Genomic DNA, 26,140 nt, shown 5'->3' with positions numbered 1-26,140 from the left:
GACAGGCCATCTGAAACACACTAAAAAAATTGGGTGGATAAAGGCCACCCATAAAACTCACAGCACACACAAAAATCATCGAAACAAAACCAAGTAAGGAAGCTAACGCCCCCTGTCGCTTCACAAAAAACGCGGCGCGAATCACCCGCGTGTCCAACAACGGCGGAAGTACCTAACGGGCTGTTGCCACAGCATTTGCCAACTCCCTATCGAAGTGTTGACGATACTTGGACTGAACTGTACGTTCTGCCGTTTCGAAGTATTTAAATCGCTTACCATAGCTGGCACCACTCACATAAATCAGCAAGGGCTTAACCTTGCCGCGCTTACTACGCTGATAAAGCCCAGGCTCAAGCTTGCCATGCCGACAATGCAGCGCAAAGTGCGTACCCGCCGCTACGCCGGCAACCATGCGCCTAAACGTGCCAAGCGTTATGTTACCGTACTGATCCAGCTTGACCGCAGCCGGAACAATCTTCATTCCTGCAGGCATTAACCCACGGCCAATCAATAATGATTCCACCGCCTTCTGCCTACGGCTCCCACCTTCGATTTGTGCCGCAAGATATTTCGCAGCACTGCGCCCACGGCCACCGTCTTTAAAATCAACAACAGCAGTTAAATCAGCCTTACGCGCATACTTTCGGACAAAAACCGAATTCACGGTATAAGCTTTCGGAGTAGCAAAAACCGACTTCATTTCCGTTTGTTCGGCGGTCTTAACGTCTTTTGCCACAGCGTTTAAAGCTCGACTACACGCAAACGGCAATTGTTTTTTCTGCACATTATCAAACCAACGCACAGTTTCGCGGGCATCCACTTTAATCTTTATCATATCCACCCCAAAGAAATGGCCGTCTGAATGGCGGTTCAGACGGCCTATACGGGTAATGACAATAAAAAACTGTGGTCTCGTTACGCACGTAAACCACAGTCTGTCATAATTAAACATCAAATGTTACAACCCGTCAAGACAATTTTCTCAATAAAAATGCAATTTCAGGATTGGCCTCAAGTTTCTTGATTGTCCGGTGCAATGTTACACGGTAGTTTTGATGACTGACAACCGCCCCACACTGCTGCGATACATTAGCCGCTTTTTCCAACTGATTACCAACCGTTAAAAACTCAACCCGCACCACCGCCGCGGGCACTGCCGACAACCTAGACACATACCGATCAACAGTCATCGCAACCGCATCACCATCAATACCATATGGAATTTGCGAAAAAGCGTTTGAACTGCCGGGCAACGACACTCCAGAAGCCATCAACGCATTTAATTTACTCGAACACCGACCTGAAGAATCAAACCGGCCTAAACACCAATCTGCCCAATATTCCAACAGTCCATTAATTGTCATTCAATCCTGTATCAATCTCGCCATACAGTTACCCTGTAGCCCCATCAATTAACGCAGAGCTTTGTTTTATATGAATGAAATTATATCAAACCAAGCAACAACAACCAACAAAAATTAGATTGTCCACATTTTTCAAAATTTTTATCTGGTTTGTCCATACTTGTCCAGGGTGTTGTCCATAGCAAAAGCCTTATATTTATTGGTTTGTCCAGTTTGTCCATACTTTTTAAGTAAGTCCGTATGTGGAAGTAAAAAATAAAAATAAAAAACCATGTATACACAAAAAAGCGCGTAATGGAAAAAATCATTACGCGCGTATAAGGTTTTAACCTATGGACAAACTGGACAAACTGGACAAACCACGATTTATAAGGCTTTCAGAAGACCCCATAATATGGACAAACCATCAAAAATATGGACAAACCAAAATTACAACGACAATTTTTCTAAAATGCGGCTAAATTCCGCCACCTGATTGCCGTAATAATCCATCTTACTGACAGCATCCTCCGAATCACGGGCAGTATTATCCGTGTTGGGCTGTGGGAAGAGCTGCTGCATTTCCGGGCGCAACCAATTATGTGGCACCACAAAGATACGCAACCGCTTCTTGTCATATCCATTCATTCTAACCCAAGTTCTCACATCTTGTAAGCGCTTGGCCATATTTGAATAAAAATTCTTCTGGGTCATACTAAAAGTCTTAGTATCGTAGCACCATTTCTTATAAACCTTCCACAAATCCGCCGCCGCACAAGTAATAAAAGGCACATCAATATCACCATTATACCAATCATCCAAAAATGCCTCCCAACCCGGCTTATTCAGATTAATCATTCGGCGTTTAATAGGCGTCATCAACGGCTTAGAATGCGGATTAAACGGCACACGCTCCCCCTGATCATTGGTGTACATCAACGGCAAAGCACATAAAAACGCAGCAAATTCCTCAATACCGCCATTTTTCAATTCTGCATCCAAATTAGCATACATATCATCCGTGAATTTCCGACTACAACCTGATACCATAAAACGACGGTCATTTGATTCAATCGGTATCGAACGCTCATCATTCGAAAAAATGATATACGAATTATAATCCGAATGTTTTTCAGCATCGCGCCCTTTGCGCTCCACCATAATCACATCACTCGTAATCATATTTTTAAGCTTACCGATAATATTCATTCGCTCATCAGACGGACTAATCTCTTCAAAAATTGTAACCAACGCAAACAACAAAACCGCATTAAAGCGAGATTCCAGCGCATTTTGGTCAAGTTGGCGCAAATAATCACCAAACAAACCCTTAACAACACGCTCACCGAACGTCGATTTACCCACCCCCTGAGTTTCAGAAATGAAAACCAAAGCCGTTGCAGGCTTACGTTCAGGCCAGCGGAAGCGGCAAGCCAACCAATTCAAAACCCACTCAACAGATGCATCAGCCTTATTACCATTGCCGGCACATAAATTTTCAATCAAGCCAATGATATGCTTACACCCGGGGAAACGCGCCTTCAAATCATCAATCGACACATCCTTGGCCGTCTCAACCTCCGGAAAAACCGCAGGCACAGGTAAACCACGAAACATATTGATATAATTGACTAAATTATCATCATTAAACGATACTCCACACGGCAAATCAGGCTCAAAAACATAATTTGAGATCGGGCATACCATTCGTGCCGGAGATTTCGACCAATCATCAAACTGCTCCGGCCACGCCGCCTTTACCGCCGCCAATGACACAACCGAATCCAACTTAATATCAAAAGCATCAGTTGTCCCATCCAAATAAATATAGCGGTTAATCATATCCGCAAACATATCATCAATCTTGGCCAACGCCTCCAACTTCAACCGCTTACCGATGATTTCAGCCTCAAATTCCTCAACCTTTTGCCGTTTAGCCTTATAAGACCAACCAAGCACCGCCTCTTTGCCGAAAATCTTGCCCAACTGACGAAAACTAAAAATTTCCCCTGTTTTCAAAGAGATAACACGCTCCTTCAAACCGACTTGAGCAAAATTATCCATCAATTCCTGCATAACCAAACCTTCACGGCTACCCACAGACGAATGTTCAACATCCGCCCCCGCGCCGCCCCCTTGATCTTGTGGGTGCGGTGCATCGCACCCACTCATATTATCAGAAGGGCGCGGGAAGATTGCCGGGTCGGAATCATCCACAAAAGGATACGTCCGCAAAGCGGACATCACCGCCCGAACACTGGTAAGCGGCTCAGTATCCACCAACACATCAGCAATATCGTAACCACTTGGCCAAACGCCAGGGCGTGGAATATCCGCGATTTCGACCGAACAGCCCAAATCAACCAATACCGCCGCAATACCCAACATCGCCGCCATACCCGGCTGTTCCAAATAATCCAAATACGGCATATCCCATTCACTCAAACCCTCCTCAGCATCTTTTTTGGAACGTTTTCGGCGCTGACTATCACAATCCGGCCAACACACCACCCTACGGCCGGCAAGTGGCTGCCAGTTGGATTTTTTCCAACCATTTGCACCACCGTGCCAAGATACCGCAACATAATCAGCCAAATCATGGCAATTTGCCGCCGCGTCCCGACATTTCTCCCCCTCGACCAACAAAACAGGCGCATTCGGGCGACGTGCCAAATCATCCAAACCATACAACGGCAAAGGCTCAAGCACACGACGATTCCGCCATTCCTGCTCGCCCTTGCCATTCTGGCACCATGCAAACGGCAGATCTTCCTTATGCCCGTCAGCACCGATAAAGCGCTGAATAACCATCAACGGACGGCCCTGCTCATCACGATAAACCGCCTGCCGATCAACCCTCTTATCCCTAGCCCGAAATTTAAACGACGACGAACCACGCAAAAAGCCCAATTTCGCCTCATCCACCGGCACAATCGGCGTCCACGTTTCCCGCGCCCGACCAGATTTACCATAGTTCGGAGTACCATCCCAAAGAACACGCTCCACCGGCTCAAAGCCACCTATATTCAAACGTTCGGCCACAGCACGAAGCGCATCGCCCTGATTGCCATGCGTAAACAAATAAGCATAAAGGCTGATCAGATCCCCGCCGGCATCATCAGTCGCATAATCAGCCCATGCGCCCGAATGCGTATTCACCGCAAATGAACCCAAATGACGGTCCGCGCGTGTCGGATTCAGCGCAAAAAACTCATGCCCCTTATACTTGCCACCGGGCAACCATTCCGCAAGCAAATTATCCACCGCATTCAAAGCAGCATCAGCAACAGATTTAAAGTCTAATTTATTCATTTCAGACGGCCTTATACAAAATTTAGGCGTAAAAAAAGCCTGCCCCCCCCTCTAATGGAAAAGGCAGGTGGAAAAACATCCCGACATGGCGTATCGGAATCAGGGGTATTTCAAGACACAGTCACCAAAGGCGACAGAATTAACGCAAAACCAAGCCGGCACCGCCGCCCTCAGCTTCCAAATCAGCCCAAAACCTTAACCAAGGCTGGGCACGCGCAATTTTGAAATCCAGCGAACGGCGCTCCAAAGCCAACTGCGACGCCAGCTTGCGCGCCTCATCGGCAGTACGCGGCACCGACAACTCAAACGGAATCACCGACGGCGGCAGCTGGTTCGGACAAACCGCCGATACAGCCGTCCGACCCGATACCAACGCATCAAAAGCACGGACAACCTGTAGATGAAATTTCGGGCTAATCCACATCGCATAGCTGTAAACCAACTCACGGCAGGCGAAAGTCCCTTGATTTTTTCCAAAACCTTTAATGGTTTTAATAAGTGGTTGATTTTTCATTGAACCCCATATCTGGGGTTCACTAAGTGATTGATTTTTCATTGAACCGCAAATCTGCGGTTCACATTGTTCAAACTCCAACTCTCGAATTAGCTCAGATGTTTGCAATAATCTAAGCCACCGATTCGGCTCATATCGTTTTTCACCGCCTGAAGCCTTATGCAAATCATTCAGGCAATACAAACCATCTGAAAGACGAATGGTCTTATCGGCAATTACAATTTCATTCATTTCATACCTCAACTAATTCAGGCCAAATTTCAGCAAAATCATCAGGGCGTAAATCGCGGCGCGTAACAACCCCACCAGTAGCACTCTCAATACGGACACACCAAATCACAGGCGGTGTTCGTTGGCCATTTGCCCAACGCAAAACATCAGGAGCATGGGCTTTAATCTTTCTTGCAAAAGCGGCCGCAGAAATACTTTCCGAATGGAAATATTCATTAAGCTTCATAAAATTCCTTTCCTAATGGTGCAATATTAGCAAATTGCTAATTACTAAGCAATAGCATTTTGCGTATTTTAAATTTATAGCATTTTGCTATGATTTAAAAAAAGGAATTATTATGAAAACCATTGAAGAGACATACCGCGAAAAACTGCGCATCCTAATTGCCGAATACGGTTCTCAAGCTACACTTGCACGGCAAATTGATAAAAATCCTGCACAAATAAGCCAATGGATAAACGGCACACCCAGTTCCACGGGTAAGCCCCGATCGCTAAAATCTGATACCGCGCGCGAAATTGAAAGAAAAACAGGCAAACCGATTGGCTGGTTTGATCAGCCTGAAGATAAAGATAGTCAAACGATAGGTAGCTTCTCATCTCGAAAAAATGACAGCACAACATTAAATCTATACGACGTAGCCGCATCTTGCGGCCACGGACACATTAACCCCGAATTCCCCGACCTCCTCCGATCGATAGAATTACCCAATAGCGCCCTACAAGAACTGCTTGGCACAGCTAATCTGAAAAACGTCAGCTTATGCCCGCCCGACGGCGACAGCATGGAACCGACCATTCCGCGCCGATCCATTACCCTGATAAAAACCGACATCGCCGAATTTACCAACAGCGGCATATACCTGATTACCTTCCAAGGCTATACCTACATCAAAAGGCTCGCACGCGGGAAAGGCGGCGTTTTGCACGTCACATCCGACAATCCCGCCTACACAAAATCCAATTTTGATATATTGCCGGACGAATACGACCAATTAACCGTACACGGAAAATTTTGGAAAGTCCTCCCCCTCGACTTTTTAGACCTGTAATCCGGACATAATCACAAAAGGCCGTCTGTTGTCAGACGGCCATCTTAAAATCTAAATATTACAGATTTACACTAAGTGTAAATTTGATATAATAGGAAAATCTTAGAATGCAGCTAAAGTTTGAAACAAACTATTTATACTTGCTGTTCACCGAACCATATTTTCAGGATAAGCAGATAGGTGTAAAAGCAACAGGTGCATACAGGTTAATTGTGAACTATCTTTTGTCTGTACAGCGCATAACCGATTTGCACCAAGCTTCATTTTTAAACTTGTCGCCGTGTAATGACAGTTCAGGCCACTATTCCATAACCGTCAATTCAAAATGTAATTTAATTATCCACATAGAAAACGAACAAATCGTATTGCACCGACTAGAGTTAAAAGACCACCCAAAATGAATACACAAATTTTACCCGCTCAACCGATACACCCAGGACAAGTTCTAAAAGCCGAACTTTCCGCTAGAAATCTGACACAGTCAGATTTAGCAGAAATCATTCAACGACCCGCCAAAACCATAAACCAAATCATATCCGGCAAATTGGGCATCACCCCTGATACTGCCATGCAGCTGCATCAAGCATTGGGTATTTCTGCAGAAACATGGCTTAATCTTCAAGCCCGATTCCAGCTATCCCAACTCGAAGCCGACAAGTATCAAGAGATTCCGTTAAGAGCAGCCTTGTATCAGAACTATCCGATTAAAGAAATGGTAAAACGCGGCTGGATTTCTGCCGGCAAAACATTTGAAGAGTTAGAAAGTGCTGTAAAAAACTTCTTCAATCTCGAGACAATCAACCAAACACCGCAATTCCAATTTTCTGCCAAGCAAAACGCGGCTGCCTACCAACAAACAATCAGCACAACAAACTTGGCATGGCTTTTTAAAGTCAGACAACTGGCAGCCGAACAACTGACAACGGGAAAATTCAGCAATGCGGCTATAAAAAAAGCCATTGACGAATTGTCCGGTCTGCTTCGTTCGGCAGAAGAAGTCCGCCACGTTCCCAAAATACTGTCTGCATGCGGCATCCGATTAATCTTTGTCGAAAGCTTGCCCAACAGCAAACTGGATGCCGCCTGTTTTTGGCTGGACAATCAAAAGCCAGTTATCGGCATGACCTTGCGCTACGACCGCATAGACAATTTCTGGTTTACCCTCCGGCATGAATTGGAACACATCCTAAACGGAGACGGCAAAAACCAGGCTGTCATTGATGAAGACATCGGCATTCAGATTGACGGGCTACCCGAATCGGAACATTTGGCAAACAAAGCAGCGGCAGATTTTTGCGTCCCCGCCGCCAAACTTGACAGCTATATTGTCCGCGTAGGTGCCTATATTTTTTCCGAAAGGAAAATTATTGCCTTTGCAGGTGTCAATGAAATACACCCGGGCTTGGTGGTCGGGCAGCTTCACAACCGCACAGGAAAATATCAGCAATTGCGCAAACATCTTGTTCCGGTACGGAATTTCATTTTAAACGGCTCAACCTATGACGGCTGGGGTTTTGCAAATAGGAGTAATGATGAGTAACGCCACAAAAAAACAAATCTCAGAAATCGTAGAACAATACAAACAGGCCAAAGGCATTGAAGACGGAAGAGTAGATGTTCATGATTTGGCAGGATGGGCATTGGACAACAAACTTTACCAGCCCAATATGCGCGATGAAATCCAGCTTGCCGCCAATACATTTTCACGCCACTTCAGAGAAGAGCTGCGCGCAGACCCTAAAGGACGCAGCTATCGTGCCAAACACGCGGTAAGAGAAAGTGTTAATGGCAAACAATTGACGCTATGGGCTGATTTAGATGACCCCAACGTCCCCGTAGAACATTTTCATAAAGCATTTTCACAGCGCCGACAACAAATTGTCGGAGATTGTGTCCAGCTTAAAACCGACGTTGACGTATGCAATGATAAAAAAGGCAGTGATATTCCACTTTCTCTCAACTTTGAAGACGACGTAGCAGAAGCTGAATATCTGCGTGACAATCCAGATGCTGCAGCCTAAGTAATATTTTTTACCAGCCCGCCACAAAGCGGGTTTTTCTTTTCCCTATACTTGGCCGTCTGAATATTCAGACGGCCTTTATTTTATCTAAAGATAGCAAATTGATATTTCACAAAAAATAAATAACCTTTCAAAACAATAAAATACAATAAAAATAACATTTTGCTATTTTATTTACAATAGCAATTTGCTAATATTCTCACATCGAAGCAAAAACAAAGGAAACCGCCATGACTTCAGAAAAATATACCGACCGCGCCCTACGCGCCAAACAAGTCGCCGAAAAGCTGGGGGTCAGCATTCCCTTTGTCTGGGCAAAATGCAACCCCGACAACACCCGCTATGACGCCACTTTCCCCAAACCCTTCAAAATCGCCTGCAACGTAACAGTATGGCTTGAATCCAACATAGACGCATGGTTGGCCACTCAAGCCGCAAAAGCCAACAACCCAAAAGGAGCCGCCGCATGACTACACAAGCCCAAGAAACCTACCTGTTGCGGATTGACGTAACCGCCAACACCACAACCAACTATCTGACCTACTACAGCTGCATCATCCGCAACGAATCCGGCGAAAACCTAGCCAGAACCGGCGGACACCGCGAACCACAGCAAGCAGTCAAAGCCGCACTCAAAGAATTACTACAAACCATTCACTTAGGGAGCATGTAAATGAAACGTAAAATCTACCGCACAAAATATGGCCGGCTTATGCTGAAAATTCAAACACAGCATCGCAATAACTACCAATCGATATTCGTGCTTAATATCCCGAATTCACATTTCGAAGCAAGCGGGACAGTTAAATCGATCAACACCACATGGCAATTCAAATTTCCAAATCGCTCAAAGCAAGACCGAATTTTTAAAGCATTAACGCAAGACCGCGCCGAAATGGTTGCAGAAGCATTAATGGACGCAATCCCCGATATTTTTAAGAAAGGCCGTCTGAAATGAAAATCCGCTACACACTAATCATCGCCATCCTAGCCGCCGCACTCGGTTATGGTTGCGCCCCAGCCATTGCCCACCATGAAAATACAGCCGCCCAAGAGTGCAATCCCGATCATGGCTGCATCGATTTTGACGCCCATCCCGAATTAATCGGCGGCGGCATCGTATACGAATAAAACATGCCCACCATCATTAAATTGGCCCTGATCATCATCCAAATCATCATCGAACGCATTATCCTCCATCGGTTCAGCTACTGGGCCGATGGCACACCAAGGAAGCCGCATGAAAAAAAGAAAACGGTACCAACCCAAAACCTTTGACGGCATACCCCCACACATGATAGCCATCATGAAAACCAGCCGTCGCAGCCTGACCGTCAACGAAATCGACAAAGCCATTGGCCCACTGCTGAAGTACATCGACCATCTGAAAGCAGGAACAGCCAACGAGACCGACTTATGGGCTGCCTGCTGTACCAATTACCTCATGGTTGAATTAGTCCTCATCCTACAAAGCACCAAAATCCAAGCCGATGACACCGTACAAGAAATTGCCCGCATTAAACTAAGCATCGCCCGCGATTATTTTGTAAACCACGTCAGCGACACACTCGAAGCCCAACAAATCCGAAAAAACAACATTGGCCGCTTCGTAGCTACCGGCGACGAAATCAAAATACTCGAATCCGCCACCGAACAAGCGATCGAAATATTAAGCCTATCTGACTACGGACACTTAATCCAAGCCCACGCCCAAACCGCGCCGCTACTGAACAAACTAACCAACGACATAAACCACAGAAATCAAAAACAGCAACAAAAACCAAACCACTGACAAACCAAAGGCCGTCTGAAATTTCAGACGGCCTGTTTAACCTTAAATCTTCTTAATACTTTCTTCCCACTGCAAACGCTCCTCCTCTTCAATCGCCCGCTTTTCGGCTTCTTCTTTTTCCTTTTTCTCGTCCTGAAGCCTATTCTCTATTTTCTCCACTTCATCGGATACATTTTTGTCAAAAACCATAATAGATATTGCATTATCAGGGCATCTTCTTCGATCATACAAATATAGTTTTGTCCCACTTAACGGATTTCCTGACAAATCATCTAAAAAGTTTTCGAATATGCCCGCATTCACGCCCTCTATGGAGGGTAATAAAATGATAAATCTCTCCGCCTCTTTTACATGAATGCAACTTGAGCTGTTTATCGCTTCTTTCTCGACAGATTCAGTACCGTACTTATCCGTCAAAGCCTTAGCAATATTGAAAACCTCATTCCTATCTTCAATAGCCCTTTTAACACTGCCCACATCTCTAAGGTCATACGCATCAAGCGTATAATGTACTACTATGTGGTACAACCTGCCTTGATGAAACTTCATCAATATTTCTGGAGCGGTAAAATCTTCGGTCAAAGCCAAATCTTCATACACCCATCTGTAAGACGACGGATAAAGGTCATCTCCTTTCAAAAGCCTCGGCTTCTTACCCTGTTTCTTGGCAATCATTTGTTTGACGTACTGCTCGGAATCACCAATCTTCAGAAACCCGATACCGTCCACCAATGGTTGCGCAACCGTAGCAGCAGATATCAAACAACCAACTACCAAAGCTGCAAAGCGTTTCATCTTTACATTTCCTTGCGTGATTTAATCGAATTTCATCATGCCAAATTATATTTCCCTTGACAAGTATTTTCTTTTTGCCTTACATTCCGATTCACGAGGCGTCGAAAACCTCTTAGCAAACGGCATTCACCCCGTCAGCGTGAATTTTTTACGTCCATAGATTTCATCGGTTTCCTTTGTTTTTTGTTTTGATACCACCGAAGTTTCCTATGGTCGGGAGGGCTGCGAATACAAGACCCGCTTTCAGCGGGGAATAAGCACGGCCCATTTGCTAGGGTTTTCGAACCTCCCGACCGCCCTTTTCGGGCAACTTCGAATGTATAGCAAAGGAAACTTCATCATGAACCAAGTTCAAAACATCTCTTTCCACGGCCAAACCGTCCCTGTCTTCACCCGAAACCAAACCCACTACGTCGCCATGAAGCCGATAGTTGAAAATATCGGCTTGGATTGGGTTTCACAACATAAAAAAATCCAACGCAGCGAAATCTTAAATTCAACTATGGTCATGATGACCATAGTTGCAGAAGACGGCAAAAAGCGTGAAATGCTCTGTCTGCCACTAGACTACCTCAACGGCTGGTTATTCGGTGTGGACGCCAAACGCGTCAAACCCGAAATCCGCGAACGGCTGCTGCAATACCAGCGCGAATGCTTCAAAGTTTTAAACGCCTATTTCAACAAACCCATCACCCCGCCGCGCATAGCCTTGCCATCAGTGACCGACCAAATGCCAAATCGCAAAGAGTTGGAACAAGTTGTCATGATGTTGGGCGACCGCCTGAAAGAAATCCACAACTGGGGCAGTAGCAATTTGGACAGCTATATCGAACGTCAGGCAGGGAAACCCTTAAACCGCTGTACTTATCAAGAAATCGTCGCCCTTATCCGCCGCATGCACCGCGATACGCAGGACCCATCAGGCCGCCCGATTGTGAAAGGCTCGGTAACCACAAATAGAATCAACAGCGAAACCCTGCCCGATGCCGTCAACACAATGGAAACGTCCAATAGCCTAATTCTGTCTGCTGTGGCCGCAACAATGAAAGGCGGCACAAAATGGCGTGACAAAGCCAATCAGGCACTATACGAAGCAGCCAATCTACATGAAGTGCTGCTAAACATCCTGGAAGGAAAACGCTACCGAAACGAATGCCCAGACATCACGGAAACACAAATCGTTACCGCACTGATGGAGGCAGGGAGGCAGCACAACTTTATCAGCTTCCTGATTACCGAATAAACAATACAGCACAGGCCGTCTGAATTTCAGACGGCCTGTTTAATAATCTCAATCCTGATAAAACATCTTCCAATTACCGAAGAAATCCGTTATCCCTTCCCCATGCAGCCGCGCCACAGCCTGATCATAATACCGGCGCAAATAATCACTATACCATTGCGCCAGTTCACGCCGCTCATTAAATCTGAATTCCTGAGCGGTCAGATAATGCGGCAAAGAAGAAAACCCCGCCCGCTTTAACGCCGATTTGCTCACATGCCCAAGCGCCAAATCCATCGTCAGAATATCCTTGCCGTTCACCAGGCAGATATTCGTCATCAAGTGCCTAAAGCCGTGCATGGTAGCATTCGATTTACCGGCATGCCGGCCATCATAACCACACCGCTTAATCGCCTGATGCCCAAGCTTTACGCCGACAGTACCTGATACACTATCATTCCTCATGGCCGGAAAAACAAATTCATGCCGACCCGTTACCTCACGCAGCTCAGACAGCAATGCCACCGACCAATCAGACAGCGGAATCAAAAAATCATTCCGCATCTTCATATCTTCGCCTGGCATAAGCCAGACTTTACGATCCAAATCCACATTTTCCCACCGGCTGGCCACTATCGACCCACTCCGTGGCGCAATCAGCGCGGTAAGCAATACCAGATACTTGGCCAAAGCCGTAATTCTTTCATCTTTCAAGAGCGAATAAAAAAACAATGCCAACTCGCTCTCAGCCAAATGCGCTTCAGGCTTGGATTGATAAGGCGCAAGCAAACCCTTGGCCGTTTCGACAGGATTACGCCTATCACTGATAACTATGCCCTTACGAACAGCATAATCCCATACCGCTTCAGCAATCTGCATTACACGCGTTGCCCGCGCCGGTATATTCTTGGCATTCAGCCATTCCACAAACTCAGACATATCCAGCGCCGTAATGGCATTAATATCCGTATTCTTTCGGAAAAATTCATTGATATGAGCAAGGCTAGCCCTGTCGCCATCCAACGTATTTTTAGCCAGCTTGCCTACCCGCGATTCATACCATGCCGCGCCCAAATCGACCATACTTTGCCCACCGGCAGCCACCCGCGCAGCCTGTTTTGCAGATCGCTTCAGCGCCCCCGGGTCTATCCCCTCATAAAGCTGTCGCTTTGCCTCAAAAGCCGCATCACGCGCCGCCTTAAGCGTCACGACCGGATAAACACCGATAGACAACACCTTTTCACGGCCACCGTACCGATATTTCAGCCGCCAGTATTTCCCACCGGCAGGATGCACAAACAAAAACAGTCCGCCGCCATCGTAAAGCTTATAAGCCTTATCCCCCGGCTTGGCCGTGTCAATTTTCCGCTGCGTCAAACGGTTGGATTCCGCCATTTTCCTAACCTTCACAAAATATACCCCAGAAAATACCCCCTAATTAATGTTGCTTTGAGTGATTTTCTGTATATCGCCGTATATTACAGGCAAAATAAAAACCCGCTTAATATACTGTTTATAAGCAGGTTTGTACACTTATATATACGGCTGTATATTGTGACCGAATTTAAAAACCATTTTCCATCATGATTTCGCCGGGAATGCGGTTGCGGTGCATGGCGTAGCCCAAATCCATCAGAGCTTGGAAAGTGTCTTTGACCATTGCCGGATTGCCGCAAACCATAAAGCGCGTATCAGCCTTGGTGAACTTGAAGCCGACTTTTTCTTCCAAGCCGCCATTCTTCAGCAATTCAGGAATCCGTTTGCCGCTCAATGCGCCTTCTGTTTCCTCACGCGTAGTGACTGGGACAAAAGTGAATTTATGGAAATATTCTTCAATCAGCGGATGCTCTTTCAAATCGGCAAGGCGCTGGTTGAAAATCAACTCATCGGCGTAAGAGACGGAATGCGCCAAAACCAAACGGTCGAAACGCTGCCAGATTTCAGGCTGCTCGATAATGGAGAGGAAAGGCGCAATGCCGGAACCCGTGCAGAGCATGACCAAATCTTTGCCATCATGGAAACGCTCGGGCAAGAGGAAACCGGTAGCCGTTTTATCCAGCAAAATAGTATCGCCCTCTTTCATCGCAGCAAAACGCGCCGACATCGGGCCTCCTTCAATTAACACTGCGAAATACTCAAGCGTATCGGCGTATTCGGCAGACACGACAGAATACGCGCGCCAAATAAAGCCCTCGCCGTCACGGAAACCAAGGCGCGAAAACTGCCCTGCCGAAAAACGGTAGGATTCTGGACGGCTGATGGCAAAAGTCATCAACTTAGGCGTATGGTGTTTGATCCACAAGACTTTTTCTTCGGTAAACTTGGCTTCTGGAGAAGCTGCCATAATAGGTTTCCTTGATATGCGGTATTAGTTTCAAATAGGGCTTATTATAAAGATTCAAAAGGCCGTCTGAAATATTTATTTTCAGACGGCCTTTAAGATTATTCACGGCGCAAACGGATACTGATGCCTTTTTGTTCCAAAATCAAATCGTTACCGTCAAAACGATAGTTCCACACGCTTTGTTTGCGCAAAAACGCATCTTCCAGCTTCATGTCTTCACACAGCATCATGCTTACCGCAATATGGCCAAAATCAATTTTGCCCGCTCCGATTACATTCGCTTGAAACATCATATCGTTGCAACCCATATTGCCATGAGCCTTAGGCATTTTGCTGAAATCCAAATAGGCGTTTTTATCCGCCAATTCTTTTTCAGTGAATTTATTGAAAGCGACAACACGCCATTTGGCGGCTAAAGTAGGTTGCGCAGTTTGTTGAGTTTGCACCTGCGCTTTAGAGGCTTGTTCAGACTGAGATGCTGAAGGAGATGTACAAGCTGCCAAAACTACCATACTCATTAATGCGCCGAATAATGTTTTCATATCTATTCCTTATGTATTGCTAAAGGCAGTCTGAAAAACCATTCATCTTCAGACGACCTTTAAGCCTTATTTACAAAGTTGTATCCAATGCTTTGGAAATATCGTTCCAAATATCGTCCACATCTTCGATTCCAACCGAGAAACGCAGCAAGCCGACTTTGATGCCCATTTCCATTTTCACATCATGCGGCACGCCGCTGTGGGATTGGGAATAGCAATGGTTGACCAGACTTTCCACGCCGCCGAGGCTGGAGGCCATTTTGACCAGTTTCATGTTTTTAATCACGCCATTGGCTGCTTCACGCGTGTCGTTTTTGAGATAAACCGTCACCACGCCGCCGATGCCTTTGGGCATTTGTGCTTGGGCGAGTTCGTAATGTTCGTGCGACGGCAGGCCGGGATAGAACACTTTTTCAATGGCAGGATGGGCTTCCAAACGGCGCGCGATTTCGAGTGCGTTTTGGCAATGGGCGTTCATGCGCAGAGCCAGCGTTTTGATACCACGCAACACCAGCCAGCAATCCATCGGGCCTGCAATCGCGCCGGTATGCACCATCATGTCATGCAAAGGCTGCGCCAGCTCTTTGGTTTTGGCAACGACTACGCCCATCAATACGTCGGAATGGCCGCACAAATATTTGGTAGCGGAATGGAACACAAAATCACAACCCATATCCAACGGCTGTTGCAGATACGGCGTGGCAAAGGTGTTGTCGATGCCGACCAGCGCACCGGCTGCTTTGGCTTTCGCGGCAAGCGCTTTAATGTCTACCAATCTCAAAAGCGGATTGGACGGCGTTTCCAGCCAAACCAATTTGACATTGTGCGCTTTGAGCAGCTCGTCCAGATTATCCGGATTGCCCAAATCGGCAAAAACAACGTTCACACCCCATTTTTGATAAACATCAACCAATAAATCATAAGCACCGCCGTAAATATCGGCGACGGCAACAATGGTATCGCCCGGGCACAGGAAAGTACGCCATACGGCATCAATCCCCGCCATACCGCTGGAAAAGGCAAAGCCGGCCGCACCGTGCTCCAAATCGGCAACGGTATCTTCCAATACCTGACGGGTTGGGTTGCTCAGGCGCGAGTAGCGGTAAGGCACATTTTCGCCAATCTCGTGCAACGCGAACATACTGTTTTGATAAATCGGCGGCATCAGCGCACGGTTGTGTTCGTCGCAATCGTAGCTGGAATGAATGGCTTTCGTGGCGAATTTCATTTGGTCTCTGCCTATGTAGATGTGAATAATCGAAGATTTTATCACTATCTGAAAAATAGAAACAATCAATGCAGGCGGATAAAGCAAGTGATATAATCTCGCATTTGCAAATCGGCCGACACGAGCCGATTCCCTCCACACGCATCTCAACAATCCTATCATGAAGGACATACCACGCATGAACGCCATTGCAGACGTGCAATCCAGCCGCGATTTACGCAACCTGCCGATTAATCAGGTCGGCATCAAAGACCTGCGCTTTCCAATCTCCCTCAAAAGCAAAGAAGGCGAACAATCCACCGTCGCCCGCCTGACCATGACGGTTTTCCTGCCTGCCGACCAAAAAGGCACGCATATGTCGCGCTTTGTCGCTCTGATGGAAAAACAAACCGATGCTTTGGATTTCGATACGCTGCACAAGCTGACCGCCGATATGGTTGCCCTGTTGGATTCGCATTCCGGCAAAATCAGCGTTTCCTTCCCGTTTTTCCGCAAGAAAAGTGCGCCTGTCTCCGGCATCCAATCGTTGCTCGACTATGATGTTACCCTGACCGGCGAAATCAAAAACGGTATATACAGCCACAGTCTGAAAGTAATGGTTCCGGTTACTTCATTGTGTCCGTGTTCCAAAGAAATTTCCCAATACGGCGCGCACAACCAACGTTCGCATGTAACCGTCAGCCTGATAGCAAACGCGGATGTAGGCATTGAAGAAATTATCGATTACGTCGAAGCGCAAGCAAGCTGCCAGCTCTACGGTTTGCTCAAACGCCCTGACGAGAAGTATGTAACGGAAAAAGCATACGAAAATCCGAAGTTTGTCGAAGATATGGTTCGCGATGTAGCCACTGCGCTGATTGCCGACAAACGCATTGAATCGTTTGTTGTTGAAAGCGAAAACTTCGAATCGATACACAACCATTCCGCTTACGCTTATATCGCTTATCCTTAAAAGTCGAGCCGAATAGAAACAAAGGCCGTCTGAAAGTTTCAGACGGCCTTTGCATAGATTGAACGATAACATGAGACTATCGGTCATATATGGGCAACCCTATTTCGATATAATTCAAAAGCATTAGATTTCTCTCGCAATATTTAACATAAATTAAGCCGCTTGTTTTGTCCATCATTTATAATGACGGTTCCTCAACGGCATCTCCGTAGATACTATGAAAAAATTCCTTTATTTCCTCATTGCATTTTTAGGCTTGAGCAGCTTCGCATTCGCAGTAGATGCCAATGATTTGCTGCCTCCAGAGCAAGCCTTTGTACCTCAAGTCAATGTAACCGATCAAGGCATCAGCGTGCAGTTCAAAATCGCTGACGGCTACTATATGTACCAGTCCAAAATCGTTGCAGCGACCAATCCTGACAAAGTCTTGGCCGAACCCAAATTCAGCAAAGGCGAAGAAAAAGAAGACGAATTCTTCGGCAAACAAACGGTTTACCACCATACCGCGCAGGTTGACCTGCCTTACAAACAAGCCGCGCCGCAATACAAACTGACGCTGACTTATCAAGGCTGTGCCGAAGTGGGTGTGTGTTATCCGCCTGTGGACACCGAGTTTGACGTAAAAGGCAACGGGGTTTACCAGCCGCAAAGCGACGAGCCGGTTTCTGCCAAAGACCGCTTTTTGCAACCGTCCGCCTCTTCAGACGGCCAAATGCCCACGCAACCCAGTACAAACAATCCCGACAGCAGCCGCTTCAAGCTCTCTTGGGATACTTTAAACGCCAACCTGTTGGCGTTTTTTGTCGCAGGTTTGGGCTTAAGCTTTACCGCCTGTATGTATCCGCTCCTGCCGATTGTTTCCAGCATTGTCGTAGGCGATAAAAAAGCCGGCAAAGGCCGCGCGTTCACCTTGTCTATGGTGTATGTACAAGGCTTGGCATTGACCTATACCTTGGTCGGCGTGATTGCTGGTTTGACCGGCGCGCTGTTGACCGTATGGCTGCAACAGCCGTGGGTCGTACTTGCCGCCGCAGCGTTGATGGTGGTACTGGCTATGTCCATGTTCGGCCTCTTCAATATCCAGCTGCCCAACTCCGTCCAATCCTATTTCCAAAACCAAAGCAACAAACTCTCCGGCGGTAAAATCATTTCCGTCTTCATCATGGGTATTTTGTCCGCCCTGATTGTCGGCCCTTGCGTTGCGCCTCCGCTGGCATTTGCTTTGGGCTATATCGGCCAGACCGGCGATGCCGTATTGGGTGGCCTTGCACTTTATGTATTAGCACTCGGCACCGGCGTGCCGCTCATCATCATCGGCACATTCGGCGGCCATATCCTGCCTAAAGCAGGCGACTGGATGAACGGCATCAAATACGCATTCGGCTTTATTTTACTGGCCGTTGCCGTATATCTTGCCACCCCGCATCTGCCTTATTTCGCAGTAGTCGGCCTCTACACCTTGCTGATGATTGTTCCCGCCCTTATGCTTTTGGCGAAATCCGGCAAACAAAAAGGCCGTCTGAAAACAGTTGCCGCCGTATTGGGCTTTTTACTGCTGATTGGCGGCTCATGGTTTGGCTGGCAAAGCTTTAATAAACAAACCACCGCCCTGCACCACTTCTTAACGCTGGTTCCTCCATCCGAAGCCGGACAAGAAACCGACCACGGCAAGATGTTTACCGATGTCGGCGAACTCAAAGCCGCTATGGATGCCGCTTTGAAAGTCGACCCAAGCAAGCCCGTGCTGATTGATTTCTACGCCGACTGGTGCGTATCCTGCAAAGAAATGGCCGCCTACACGCTCAACCAGCCGCAGGTACACGAAGCAGTCGATATGCAGCGCTTCTTCCAAATCGACGTAACCGTCAACACTCCCGACCATCAGGCCTTACTGAAAGAATACGGCCTCTTCGGTCCTCCGGGCGTGTTTGTTGTCCGCGCCGACGGTAGTCATAGCGAAGCCTTATTAGGCTTTGTCAAACCCGATGCATTCATTGAATGGTATCGCAAAAACGAGAAATAGCCGTCTATAAAAAGGCCGTCTGAAAACAGATTTTCAGACGGCCTTTTCTTATGTTTAAAAATTAAAATTCATCTTGATGCCAACGCGTAGAACGCAAAATGCTGGAATCCACATCTTGAATATTGCGATGACCGGTAAACGCCATGGAAATATCCATTTCTTTATACAGGATTTCCAGCGCACGAGTTACGCCTTCTTCGCCATACGCACCCAAACCATACAGAAACGCCCGGCCTATCATCGTACCTTTCGCACCCAAAGCCCAAGCCTTCAAAATATCCTGACCGCTGCGGATACCGCTATCCATCCAAACCTCGATGTCGCTGCCCACCGCGCTGACCACATCAGGCAAAGCCTTAATGGCAGACACAGTATCGTCAAGCTGACGACCGCCATGATTGGAAACGACCAATGCGTCCGCGCCACTTTTCGCTGCCTTTTCCGCATCTTCAGGTTCCATAATACCTTTGATAATCAGCTTGCCGCCCCACAAATCTTTAATGCGTGCTACATCGTCCCAGCTCAGGCGCGGGTCGAATTGTTCGGAAGTCCATGAAGACAGCGAAGACAAATCACCAACGTTTTTCGCATGACCGACGATATTGCGGAAGGTGCGGCGTTCCGTATTCAGCATTTTCATGCACCATTCCGGTTTGGTCGCCAAATTGATCAAATTGGCAATGGTCGGTTTCGGTGGTGCAGACAGGCCGTTTTTAATGTCTTTGTGGCGCTGACCCAAAACCTGCAAATCGGCAGTCAATACCAAAGCCGAACAATTGGCATCTTTTGCACGCTTAATCAGGTTTTCCATAAACTCGCGGTCGCGCATCACATAAAGCTGAAACCAAAATGGCGAGCTGGTGTTTTCAGCCACATCTTCAATCGAACAAATGGACATGGTTGAAAGCGTAAACGGGATACCGAATTTTTCCGCCGCCCGCGCCGCCAAGATTTCACCGTCGGCGTGCGCCATGCCCGTGAAACCGGTCGGTGCAATCGCCACCGGCATTTTCACATCCTGCCCGATCATTTTGGTCTCAAGGCTGCGTCCTTCCATATTAACCAATACTTTTTGACGGAAACGGATGTCTTTAAAATCCGAAGTATTTTCACGATAAGTGGTTTCCGTCCAAGAGCCTGAGTCAATATAGTCATAAAACATACGCGGCATTTTACGTTTGGCGACAAGGCGCAAGTCTTCGATACAGGTTATTTTGCTTAAATCAGATTTCATGGTCGATTGCCTCTGTTAAGGTAAGATGGATGATTCAAGGCCGTCTGAACATTTCAAACACCTCATTATTTTACTCCATCAAAACAACTAAATTTTAAGAATAATTTTGATAATCTATATCAGTATCAATATTAAATCAAAACATTTTAACCTTGAAATTTGTAGGGTTGATAGCCTTTTTTCAGACGGCCTCAAATTCAAATTGCAGAAAAATAAAGAAAATATTTTCCGATTTAAAAATCAGCCAATGCCACCATTTAAACAAACAATCAAACCGAGCCGCCACATACTTGACTGAAACACTCAGATATTAGACAATCCCCCCACTAATAAAAACGCCACACACAGGCAACCACACCATGAGACTGACTACCAAAGGGCGATTTGCAGTAACCGCCATGATAGATTTGGCGATGAACGCGCAAACCGGCGCTGTCAAACTCAGTGCCATCAGCGAACGACAAAGCATATCGCTTTCCTACCTCGAACAATTATTCAGCAAACTGCGCCGTGCCGGATTGGTTGAAAGCCTACGCGGCCCCGGCGGAGGCTATATCCTTGCCGCTCCCGCCGAGCAAATCAATATTGCACAAATCATCTCCGCAGCCGAAGACCGACTGGATGCCACGCAGTGCGGCAGCAAAGCAAACTGCAACCACGGCGCCCCCTGCCTGACCCATGACCTTTGGGAAAACTTAAACAAAACCATCAATGATTACCTCAGCGGCGTTACGCTGCAAAGCATCATTGAACAAAAAAACTGCAGCGACAGCAGTCATGTCGTTACCTTTACACACATTCATTAAACCGACTTGCGGCAAAGACCGCAGGCAGATGACCAAACGAAAGAGCAAACCATGACCGTCAAAACCCCCGTTTATCTCGACTACGCCGCCACCACCCCCGTTGACAAACGCGTTGCCGAAAAAATGATTCCCTATCTGACCGAAACCTTCGGTAACCCCGCTTCCAACAGCCACGCATTCGGCTGGGAAGCAGAAGAAGCCGTCGAAAAAGCCCGCGCCGACATCGCCGCCCTGATTAACGCCGACCCCAAAGAAATCATCTTTACCAGCGGCGCGACCGAGTCCGACAACCTCGCCATCAAAGGCGCGGCAAACTTCTACAAAACCAAAGGCAAACACCTCATTACCGTCAAAACCGAACACAAAGCCGTACTCGACACCATGCGTGAACTCGAACGCCAAGGTTTCGAAGTAACCTACCTCGGCGTACAAGAAAACGGCCTGATTGATTTGGAAGAACTCAAAGCCGCCATCCGCGACGACACCATTTTGATTTCCGTAATGTGGGTGAACAACGAAATCGGCGTAGTGCAAGACATTCCCGCCATCGGCGAAATCTGCCGCGAACGCAAAATCATCTTCCACGTCGATGCCGCCCAAGCCTGCGGCAAAGTGCCTGTGGACGTAGAAGCCGCCAAAATCGACCTGCTGTCCATGTCCGGCCACAAAGTGTACGGACCCAAAGGCATCGGCGCGCTGTACGTACGCCGCAAACCCCGCGTCCGCCTCGAAGCCCAAATGCACGGCGGCGGCCACGAACGCGGTTTCCGCAGCGGCACCCTGCCGACCCATCAAATCGTCGGCATGGGCGAAGCCTTCCGCATCGCCAAAGAAGAGCTTGAACAAGACATGGCGCACTACCGCAAACTGCGCGACATCTTCCTCAAAGGCATCGAAGGCATCGAAGAAGTCTATATCAACGGCGACCTCGAACACCGCGCCCCGAACAACCTGAACGTCAGCTTCAACTTCGTCGAAGGCGAAAGCCTGATTATGGCGGTAAAGGAACTCGCCGTATCCAGCGGCTCCGCCTGTACCTCAGCATCGCTTGAACCCAGCTACGTCCTGCGCGCGCTCGGCCGCAACGACGAACTGGCACACTCATCCCTGCGCATCACCTTCGGTCGCATGACTACCGAAGAAGAAGTGCAGTTCGCCGCCGAACTGATCAAATCCAAAATCGGCAAACTGCGCGAACTGTCGCCTCTGTGGGAAATGTTCAAAGACGGGATTGATTTGAATTCGATCGAGTGGGCGGCGCATTAACTCAAAGAAAAGGTTGTCTGAAAATAGCAAGGTTTTTCAGACGACCTGCATATAAAAATTTTATTTCATATTGAACACAGATTAAATTAAAAACCAATATAGGATATATAGGAGCGCGTGGCATACTGAACCAACAAAAGTTGTAAATGTTGTAAATACTGTTGTAATTCAGAATGGCGGTTCGATTCCGCACAATAAGGTAATAGTTAGTTCTAAAGCTCAATCAGCACAAATTGGAGAAAGGAAAGACATTATGACGAAAAAAGTTGTAATTAAACCGAAATTTCAAAAATGGGTTGTTGGTTTAGTAATTGCCTTAATGCTGGGAAGTGGTGAGTTCCACACGCGACCCTATGTATCTTAAATACAATAACCTAATCAAGCCATACATCAAAATTAAAAAAGGTCGTCTGAAAACCCTTAAAGACCTTTTCAGACGACCTAAAAGCCACCACATTAAAATCAAGGATACAACCCATGAACGAACAAGATTTAGATTTGGACAATCTCGACAACCTGCTTGAAGATTTTGACGGCGTTACCGTAGAGGGCGGCGTCGATTCGGAAAACGACGAAGGTTGCGAAGGCGGCGCGTGCAAAATCTAAACTTCAGTCCGTCTGAATATTCGTAAACAAACCATTTACACCACTAAAAACACAAAGGAAACCACATCATGGCATACAGCGATAAAGTAATCGACCACTACGAAAATCCCCGCAACGTCGGTACTTTCGACAAAAACGACGAATCTGTCGGCACCGGCATGGTCGGCGCACCGGCCTGCGGCGACGTAATGCGCCTGCAAATCAAAGTAAACGATGAGGGTATTATCGAAGATGCAAAATTCAAAACTTACGGTTGTGGCTCCGCCATTGCTTCTTCCAGCCTGATTACCGAGTGGGTGAAAGGCAAAAGCCTTGACGATGCACTGGCAATCAAAAACAGCGAAATTGCCGAAGAGTTGGAATTGCCTCCAGTTAAAATCCACTGCTCTATCTTGGCTGAAGATGCGGTAAAAGCAGCCGTTGCCGACTATCGCAAACGTCAGGAAAACAAATAACCGGATTCAACGACCCCTTGTCGGCAAGTGCCCAAGACTCCTAGCGAGTCTTCGAGAAAAGCAAATCTGGTGATTTATTCCCCTCTTAAGCAGACAGGGTGAATTGAGAGCACAGAAACTTCATCCTTTTGAAGTTGCCGCCAAATTTGGGACTGCCTGCCAATCTATCCCCTCTCCCCGCGGGAGAGGGTTAGGGAGAGGGCAATAAATCGCAGCTTATATTTAATTTAGTCGTTATACCTGCAAAATCAAAGGAGGCGAAATGCCTTTTACTGATGAAGAAGTCCAATCCCTACTTGCTGTCGAAGGCATAGGTAAAACCATATTGCAGCGTTTGCAGCAAATGGGATTAGATGATATTGCCAAGCTGGCGGCGGCAGATTTGGACGATATTTTGGAACAGGGCGCACAATTAACCGGCTCGACCTGTTGGAGAAATAGTCCGCAGGCTAAAGCTGCCATTGCCGCCGCAATAGAGTGGGCAAAACAGCGTTTTCAGACGGCCTGATAATCAAGATGCCGTCTGAAATAAAAAAGCAGGCAAAACAGAAAATGATTGCGAAATGAGGAAAAAAGCATGATTACTATCACAGAAAACGCAGCCAAACACATCAACAGCTACCTGACCAAACGCGGCAAAGGGTTGGGTGTGCGCTTGGGTGTGAAAACCAGCGGCTGCTCGGGCATGGCATACAACCTTGAATTTGTCGATGAAGTGAACGAGGATGATCTGATTTTTGAAGAACACGGCGCGCGCGTTTATATCGATCCAAAAAGCTTGGTTTATCTAGACGGCACGCAAGTCGATTACACCAAAGAAGGCTTACAGGAAGGTTTCAAATTTGAAAATCCGAATGTCAAAGACTCTTGCGGCTGTGGTGAGAGCTTCCACGTTTAAAATATAAAAAATGGCGGGAAAGTATCAAAACCATCCCGCCATTTTTTGGCTTCTTGCCTATTATAGCTGCCCTTGCCTTTTCTTTTTCGTTCTACTTTGTGTCGGAACAAATCAGATTTGACTAAGGCTTTTAAGGCATTGTCTCGTATTTTGCCTTTATTGTGTTGTACCTTACCGGTCATATTGTTTTCCTTTCGTATAAACAGTTTTTGGATTATATCGTAAAATAATCTTCTTCTTTAGATTTTTTCCTTTAATATCATGTCTCAATACTTCAACCTCTTCCAGCTTGAGCCATCTTTCAATATTGATACCGAAGCACTCGAACAGACCTATCGAGCTTTAGCTGCCCGTTTTCATCCCGATAAATTTGCTTCCGCCTCAGCTTTTGAGCAAAAACAAGCCGTCATGATGTCTTCTACAATTAATGATGCCTACCGCACATTAAAAAGCCCTATTGATCGGGCTGCTTATCTCTTGAAAAGCCAAAATATCGATGCCGATGCACCTGAACACACTTCGTTCTCACCAGAGTTCCTCATGCAGCAGATGGAATGGCGAGAAACATTAATGGATGCACAAATGGAACAAAACCATGATGCCATCCGAGCGCTGGATCAAGAAATCCAAGAAGTACAAAGCAACCTATATCAAGATTTGCAACAAGCATTTGAACAACAGGATTATGAATCAGCCGCACAATGGGTACGGCATGGACGCTTTCTTAATAAGCTTCGCAATGAAATTGCTTCAATCTTATAAAGTACATATGCTGTTACATTTGCCTAAGTTTTATAGCAAATGATTTTATATGTAAAACAAAAACCGTATCAGATTTATCTGATACGGTTTTCTTATATTAACTACCGATTAGCGTTTTTTACCGGTAACAGTAGCAACAGCCAGGTTTTCGTTACGTTTCAGAGAAACGCTTTCAACACCTTCTGGCAATTTGATGTCTGACAAGTGCAGAATGTCACCGGCAACTACTGATGCACAATCCAGTTCCAAGAAAGCAGGAATGTTTGCAGGCAAAGCAACTACTTCAACAGAAGTGTTCAACAGAGATACGCGGCCACCTTGCAATTTAACAGCTTGAGAGTTTTCAGCGTTAACAATGTGCAGAGGAACACGGATGCGTACAGGTTGATCAGCTTTTACAGCTTGGAAGTCGATGTGTTGAACTTCGCGACGGAATGGGTGCATTTGGAAGTCACGCACGATAACGTCTTTAGTTTCACCATTCAAAGACAGTTTAATCAAAGCAGTATGGAAAGATTCTTTTTCCAATGCGTAGAATACAGTTTTGTGGTCTACAGCGATAGCAACAGGCTCTTGACCTTCACCGTACAGGATGCCAGGGATTTGGCCTTCGCGACGCAGGCGGCGGCTCGCACCAGTGCCTTGGGCTTCGCGAACAGAGGCTTGAATTTCGTAAGTCATGTTTAATACTCCAATTTAGATAAAATCGTCGTCATCGGCCGCGACCAGCTTAAGACGACAT

The 26,140-nt window shown here is 46.7% G+C and carries 31 protein-coding genes and 1 pseudogene; 19 read left to right on the top strand and 13 right to left on the bottom strand.

The annotated features are described in order from the left end of the window. Nucleotides 1-172: 172 nt before the first annotated feature. The 5 genes from O3660_RS06330 to O3660_RS06310 form a co-directional block, all read right to left on the bottom strand. Nucleotides 173-952: a hypothetical protein gene (locus tag O3660_RS06330; RefSeq protein WP_371464677.1), complete on the bottom strand. Its 780-nt coding sequence runs from the start codon at nt 950-952 to the stop codon at nt 173-175. Nucleotides 953-968: 16 nt separating this feature from the next. Then, the gene (locus O3660_RS06325) at nt 969-1,364 is read right to left on the bottom strand and encodes a hypothetical protein (protein WP_070826984.1); all 396 of its coding nucleotides are present in this window, start codon (nt 1,362-1,364) and stop codon (nt 969-971) included. A 429-nt stretch (nt 1,365-1,793) separates the two neighbouring features. Further along, nucleotides 1,794-4,655: a DUF5906 domain-containing protein gene (locus tag O3660_RS06320; protein ID WP_371464675.1), complete on the bottom strand. Its 2,862-nt coding sequence runs from the start codon at nt 4,653-4,655 to the stop codon at nt 1,794-1,796. 139 nt (nt 4,656-4,794) lie between these two features. Continuing rightward, nucleotides 4,795-5,400: a KilA-N domain-containing protein gene (locus tag O3660_RS06315; RefSeq protein ID WP_371464672.1), complete on the bottom strand. Its 606-nt coding sequence runs from the start codon at nt 5,398-5,400 to the stop codon at nt 4,795-4,797. 1 nt (nt 5,401) lies between these two features. Continuing rightward, on the bottom strand, nt 5,402-5,626 hold the full coding sequence (locus O3660_RS06310; RefSeq protein ID WP_070826981.1) for a YdaS family helix-turn-helix protein: 225 nt from the start codon (nt 5,624-5,626) through the stop codon (nt 5,402-5,404). Nucleotides 5,627-5,738: 112 nt separating this feature from the next. On the opposite strand from O3660_RS06310, the gene O3660_RS06305 reads away from it, so the two are divergent. From O3660_RS06305 to O3660_RS06265, 9 genes are all read left to right on the top strand, one after another. Then, nucleotides 5,739-6,452 (top strand): S24 family peptidase, encoded by a 714-nt coding sequence (locus tag O3660_RS06305; RefSeq protein WP_371464671.1) that lies wholly within the window; start codon nt 5,739-5,741, stop codon nt 6,450-6,452. A gap of 397 nt (nt 6,453-6,849) precedes the next feature. Continuing rightward, on the top strand, nt 6,850-7,992 hold the full coding sequence (locus O3660_RS06300) for a HigA family addiction module antitoxin (protein ID WP_371464670.1): 1,143 nt from the start codon (nt 6,850-6,852) through the stop codon (nt 7,990-7,992). After that, a complete protein-coding gene (locus O3660_RS06295; protein ID WP_371464669.1) occupies nt 7,982-8,473 on the top strand; it encodes a hypothetical protein in 492 nt (163 codons plus the stop codon). Before O3660_RS06300 ends, O3660_RS06295 begins: the two co-directional genes overlap by 11 nt. 230 nt (nt 8,474-8,703) lie before the next feature. Then, complete coding sequence (locus O3660_RS06290) at nt 8,704-8,943, top strand: helix-turn-helix transcriptional regulator (RefSeq protein ID WP_371464668.1); 240 nt, start codon at nt 8,704-8,706, stop codon at nt 8,941-8,943. Continuing rightward, complete coding sequence (locus O3660_RS06285; RefSeq protein ID WP_371464667.1) at nt 8,940-9,146, top strand: hypothetical protein; 207 nt, start codon at nt 8,940-8,942, stop codon at nt 9,144-9,146. The genes O3660_RS06290 and O3660_RS06285 overlap by 4 nt, the downstream gene beginning before the upstream one ends. After that, the gene (locus O3660_RS06280; RefSeq protein ID WP_049349607.1) at nt 9,147-9,431 is read left to right on the top strand and encodes a hypothetical protein; all 285 of its coding nucleotides are present in this window, start codon (nt 9,147-9,149) and stop codon (nt 9,429-9,431) included. It abuts the gene before it with no gap. Further along, on the top strand, nt 9,428-9,604 hold the full coding sequence (locus O3660_RS06275; RefSeq protein WP_314273561.1) for a hypothetical protein: 177 nt from the start codon (nt 9,428-9,430) through the stop codon (nt 9,602-9,604). Before O3660_RS06280 ends, O3660_RS06275 begins: the two co-directional genes overlap by 4 nt. Before the next feature lie 3 nt (nt 9,605-9,607). After that, nucleotides 9,608-9,751, top strand: a complete 144-nt coding sequence (locus O3660_RS06270) for a hypothetical protein (protein ID WP_371464666.1) — start codon at nt 9,608-9,610, stop codon at nt 9,749-9,751. Then, nucleotides 9,714-10,265, top strand: coding sequence for a hypothetical protein (locus O3660_RS06265; protein WP_371464665.1), 552 nt, complete (start codon nt 9,714-9,716; stop codon nt 10,263-10,265). The genes O3660_RS06270 and O3660_RS06265 overlap by 38 nt, the downstream gene beginning before the upstream one ends. 42 nt (nt 10,266-10,307) lie before the next feature. On the opposite strand, the gene O3660_RS06260 is transcribed toward O3660_RS06265, so the two are convergent. Beyond that, nucleotides 10,308-11,060, bottom strand: coding sequence for a hypothetical protein (locus O3660_RS06260; protein WP_371464664.1), 753 nt, complete (start codon nt 11,058-11,060; stop codon nt 10,308-10,310). Nucleotides 11,061-11,400: 340 nt separating this feature from the next. On the opposite strand from O3660_RS06260, the gene O3660_RS06255 reads away from it, so the two are divergent. Continuing rightward, nucleotides 11,401-12,303: a phage antirepressor N-terminal domain-containing protein gene (locus O3660_RS06255; RefSeq protein ID WP_371464662.1), complete on the top strand. Its 903-nt coding sequence runs from the start codon at nt 11,401-11,403 to the stop codon at nt 12,301-12,303. Nucleotides 12,304-12,351: 48 nt separating this feature from the next. Here the strand turns inward: O3660_RS06255 and O3660_RS06250 are convergent, their stop codons facing one another. The 4 genes from O3660_RS06250 to O3660_RS06235 form a co-directional block, all read right to left on the bottom strand. Then, entirely contained in the window at nt 12,352-13,677 is a 1,326-nt protein-coding gene (locus O3660_RS06250; RefSeq protein WP_371464661.1) for a tyrosine-type recombinase/integrase, read from the bottom strand. A 169-nt stretch (nt 13,678-13,846) separates the two neighbouring features. Then, complete coding sequence (locus O3660_RS06245; RefSeq protein ID WP_049351518.1) at nt 13,847-14,626, bottom strand: ferredoxin--NADP reductase; 780 nt, start codon at nt 14,624-14,626, stop codon at nt 13,847-13,849. Nucleotides 14,627-14,724: 98 nt separating this feature from the next. Continuing rightward, complete coding sequence (locus O3660_RS06240; RefSeq protein ID WP_049351517.1) at nt 14,725-15,168, bottom strand: META domain-containing protein; 444 nt, start codon at nt 15,166-15,168, stop codon at nt 14,725-14,727. Between the two features lie 70 nt (nt 15,169-15,238). Further along, complete coding sequence (locus O3660_RS06235; RefSeq protein WP_049351516.1) at nt 15,239-16,396, bottom strand: PLP-dependent aspartate aminotransferase family protein; 1,158 nt, start codon at nt 16,394-16,396, stop codon at nt 15,239-15,241. Between the two features lie 178 nt (nt 16,397-16,574). Here O3660_RS06235 and folE2 point away from each other — a divergent pair, with 178 nt between their 5' ends. Both folE2 and dsbD read left to right on the top strand, forming a co-directional pair. Further along, nucleotides 16,575-17,348 (top strand): GTP cyclohydrolase FolE2, encoded by a 774-nt coding sequence (gene folE2, locus O3660_RS06230; protein WP_250600362.1) that lies wholly within the window; start codon nt 16,575-16,577, stop codon nt 17,346-17,348. A 217-nt stretch (nt 17,349-17,565) separates the two neighbouring features. Next, a complete protein-coding gene (dsbD, locus tag O3660_RS06225) occupies nt 17,566-19,371 on the top strand; it encodes a protein-disulfide reductase DsbD (RefSeq protein ID WP_308887461.1) in 1,806 nt (601 codons plus the stop codon). A 61-nt stretch (nt 19,372-19,432) separates the two neighbouring features. On the opposite strand, the gene O3660_RS06220 is transcribed toward dsbD, so the two are convergent. Continuing rightward, nucleotides 19,433-20,605 carry an alpha-hydroxy acid oxidase gene (locus O3660_RS06220; RefSeq protein ID WP_250590057.1) on the bottom strand — a complete coding sequence of 391 codons (1,173 nt, stop codon included), beginning with the start codon at nt 20,603-20,605 and terminating at the stop codon, nt 19,433-19,435. Nucleotides 20,606-20,964: 359 nt separating this feature from the next. Between O3660_RS06220 and iscR the strand changes: the two genes are divergently transcribed. From iscR to iscA, 6 genes are all read left to right on the top strand, one after another. Beyond that, nucleotides 20,965-21,411 (top strand): Fe-S cluster assembly transcriptional regulator IscR, encoded by a 447-nt coding sequence (iscR, locus tag O3660_RS06215; protein ID WP_003680774.1) that lies wholly within the window; start codon nt 20,965-20,967, stop codon nt 21,409-21,411. Between the two features lie 51 nt (nt 21,412-21,462). Next, nucleotides 21,463-22,677: an IscS subfamily cysteine desulfurase gene (locus O3660_RS06210; protein ID WP_003764834.1), complete on the top strand. Its 1,215-nt coding sequence runs from the start codon at nt 21,463-21,465 to the stop codon at nt 22,675-22,677. Nucleotides 22,678-23,154: 477 nt separating this feature from the next. Next, nucleotides 23,155-23,283: a hypothetical protein gene (locus O3660_RS06205; protein ID WP_003685711.1), complete on the top strand. Its 129-nt coding sequence runs from the start codon at nt 23,155-23,157 to the stop codon at nt 23,281-23,283. Nucleotides 23,284-23,351: 68 nt separating this feature from the next. Then, a complete protein-coding gene (gene iscU / locus O3660_RS06200; RefSeq protein ID WP_003674559.1) occupies nt 23,352-23,738 on the top strand; it encodes a Fe-S cluster assembly scaffold IscU in 387 nt (128 codons plus the stop codon). A 262-nt stretch (nt 23,739-24,000) separates the two neighbouring features. Then, on the top strand, nt 24,001-24,246 hold the full coding sequence (locus tag O3660_RS06195; RefSeq protein WP_003685730.1) for a recombinase RecA: 246 nt from the start codon (nt 24,001-24,003) through the stop codon (nt 24,244-24,246). 69 nt (nt 24,247-24,315) lie between these two features. Continuing rightward, nucleotides 24,316-24,636, top strand: coding sequence for an iron-sulfur cluster assembly protein IscA (gene iscA / locus O3660_RS06190; RefSeq protein ID WP_003685774.1), 321 nt, complete (start codon nt 24,316-24,318; stop codon nt 24,634-24,636). Here iscA and O3660_RS06185 read toward each other — a convergent pair. Then, a pseudogene (locus O3660_RS06185) lies at nt 24,596-24,818 on the bottom strand (alternative ribosome-rescue factor A). The gene iscA and the pseudogene O3660_RS06185 overlap by 41 nt on opposite strands. A gap of 79 nt (nt 24,819-24,897) precedes the next feature. Here O3660_RS06185 and hscB point away from each other — a divergent pair. Beyond that, the gene (gene hscB, locus O3660_RS06180; protein ID WP_049351512.1) at nt 24,898-25,398 is read left to right on the top strand and encodes a Fe-S protein assembly co-chaperone HscB; all 501 of its coding nucleotides are present in this window, start codon (nt 24,898-24,900) and stop codon (nt 25,396-25,398) included. A 108-nt stretch (nt 25,399-25,506) separates the two neighbouring features. Here hscB and O3660_RS06175 read toward each other — a convergent pair whose 3' ends face one another. After that, the gene (locus tag O3660_RS06175) at nt 25,507-26,079 is read right to left on the bottom strand and encodes a 50S ribosomal protein L25/general stress protein Ctc (protein ID WP_004519902.1); all 573 of its coding nucleotides are present in this window, start codon (nt 26,077-26,079) and stop codon (nt 25,507-25,509) included. Nucleotides 26,080-26,140 lie beyond the last annotated feature (61 nt).

The organism is Neisseria sp. 27098_8_139, from assembly GCF_041433195.1.
Lineage (GTDB): Bacteria > Pseudomonadota > Gammaproteobacteria > Burkholderiales > Neisseriaceae > Neisseria > Neisseria subflava.
Note: the sequence above shows the minus strand (reverse complement) of the source record. Positions and strands in the feature narration are given on the sequence as shown.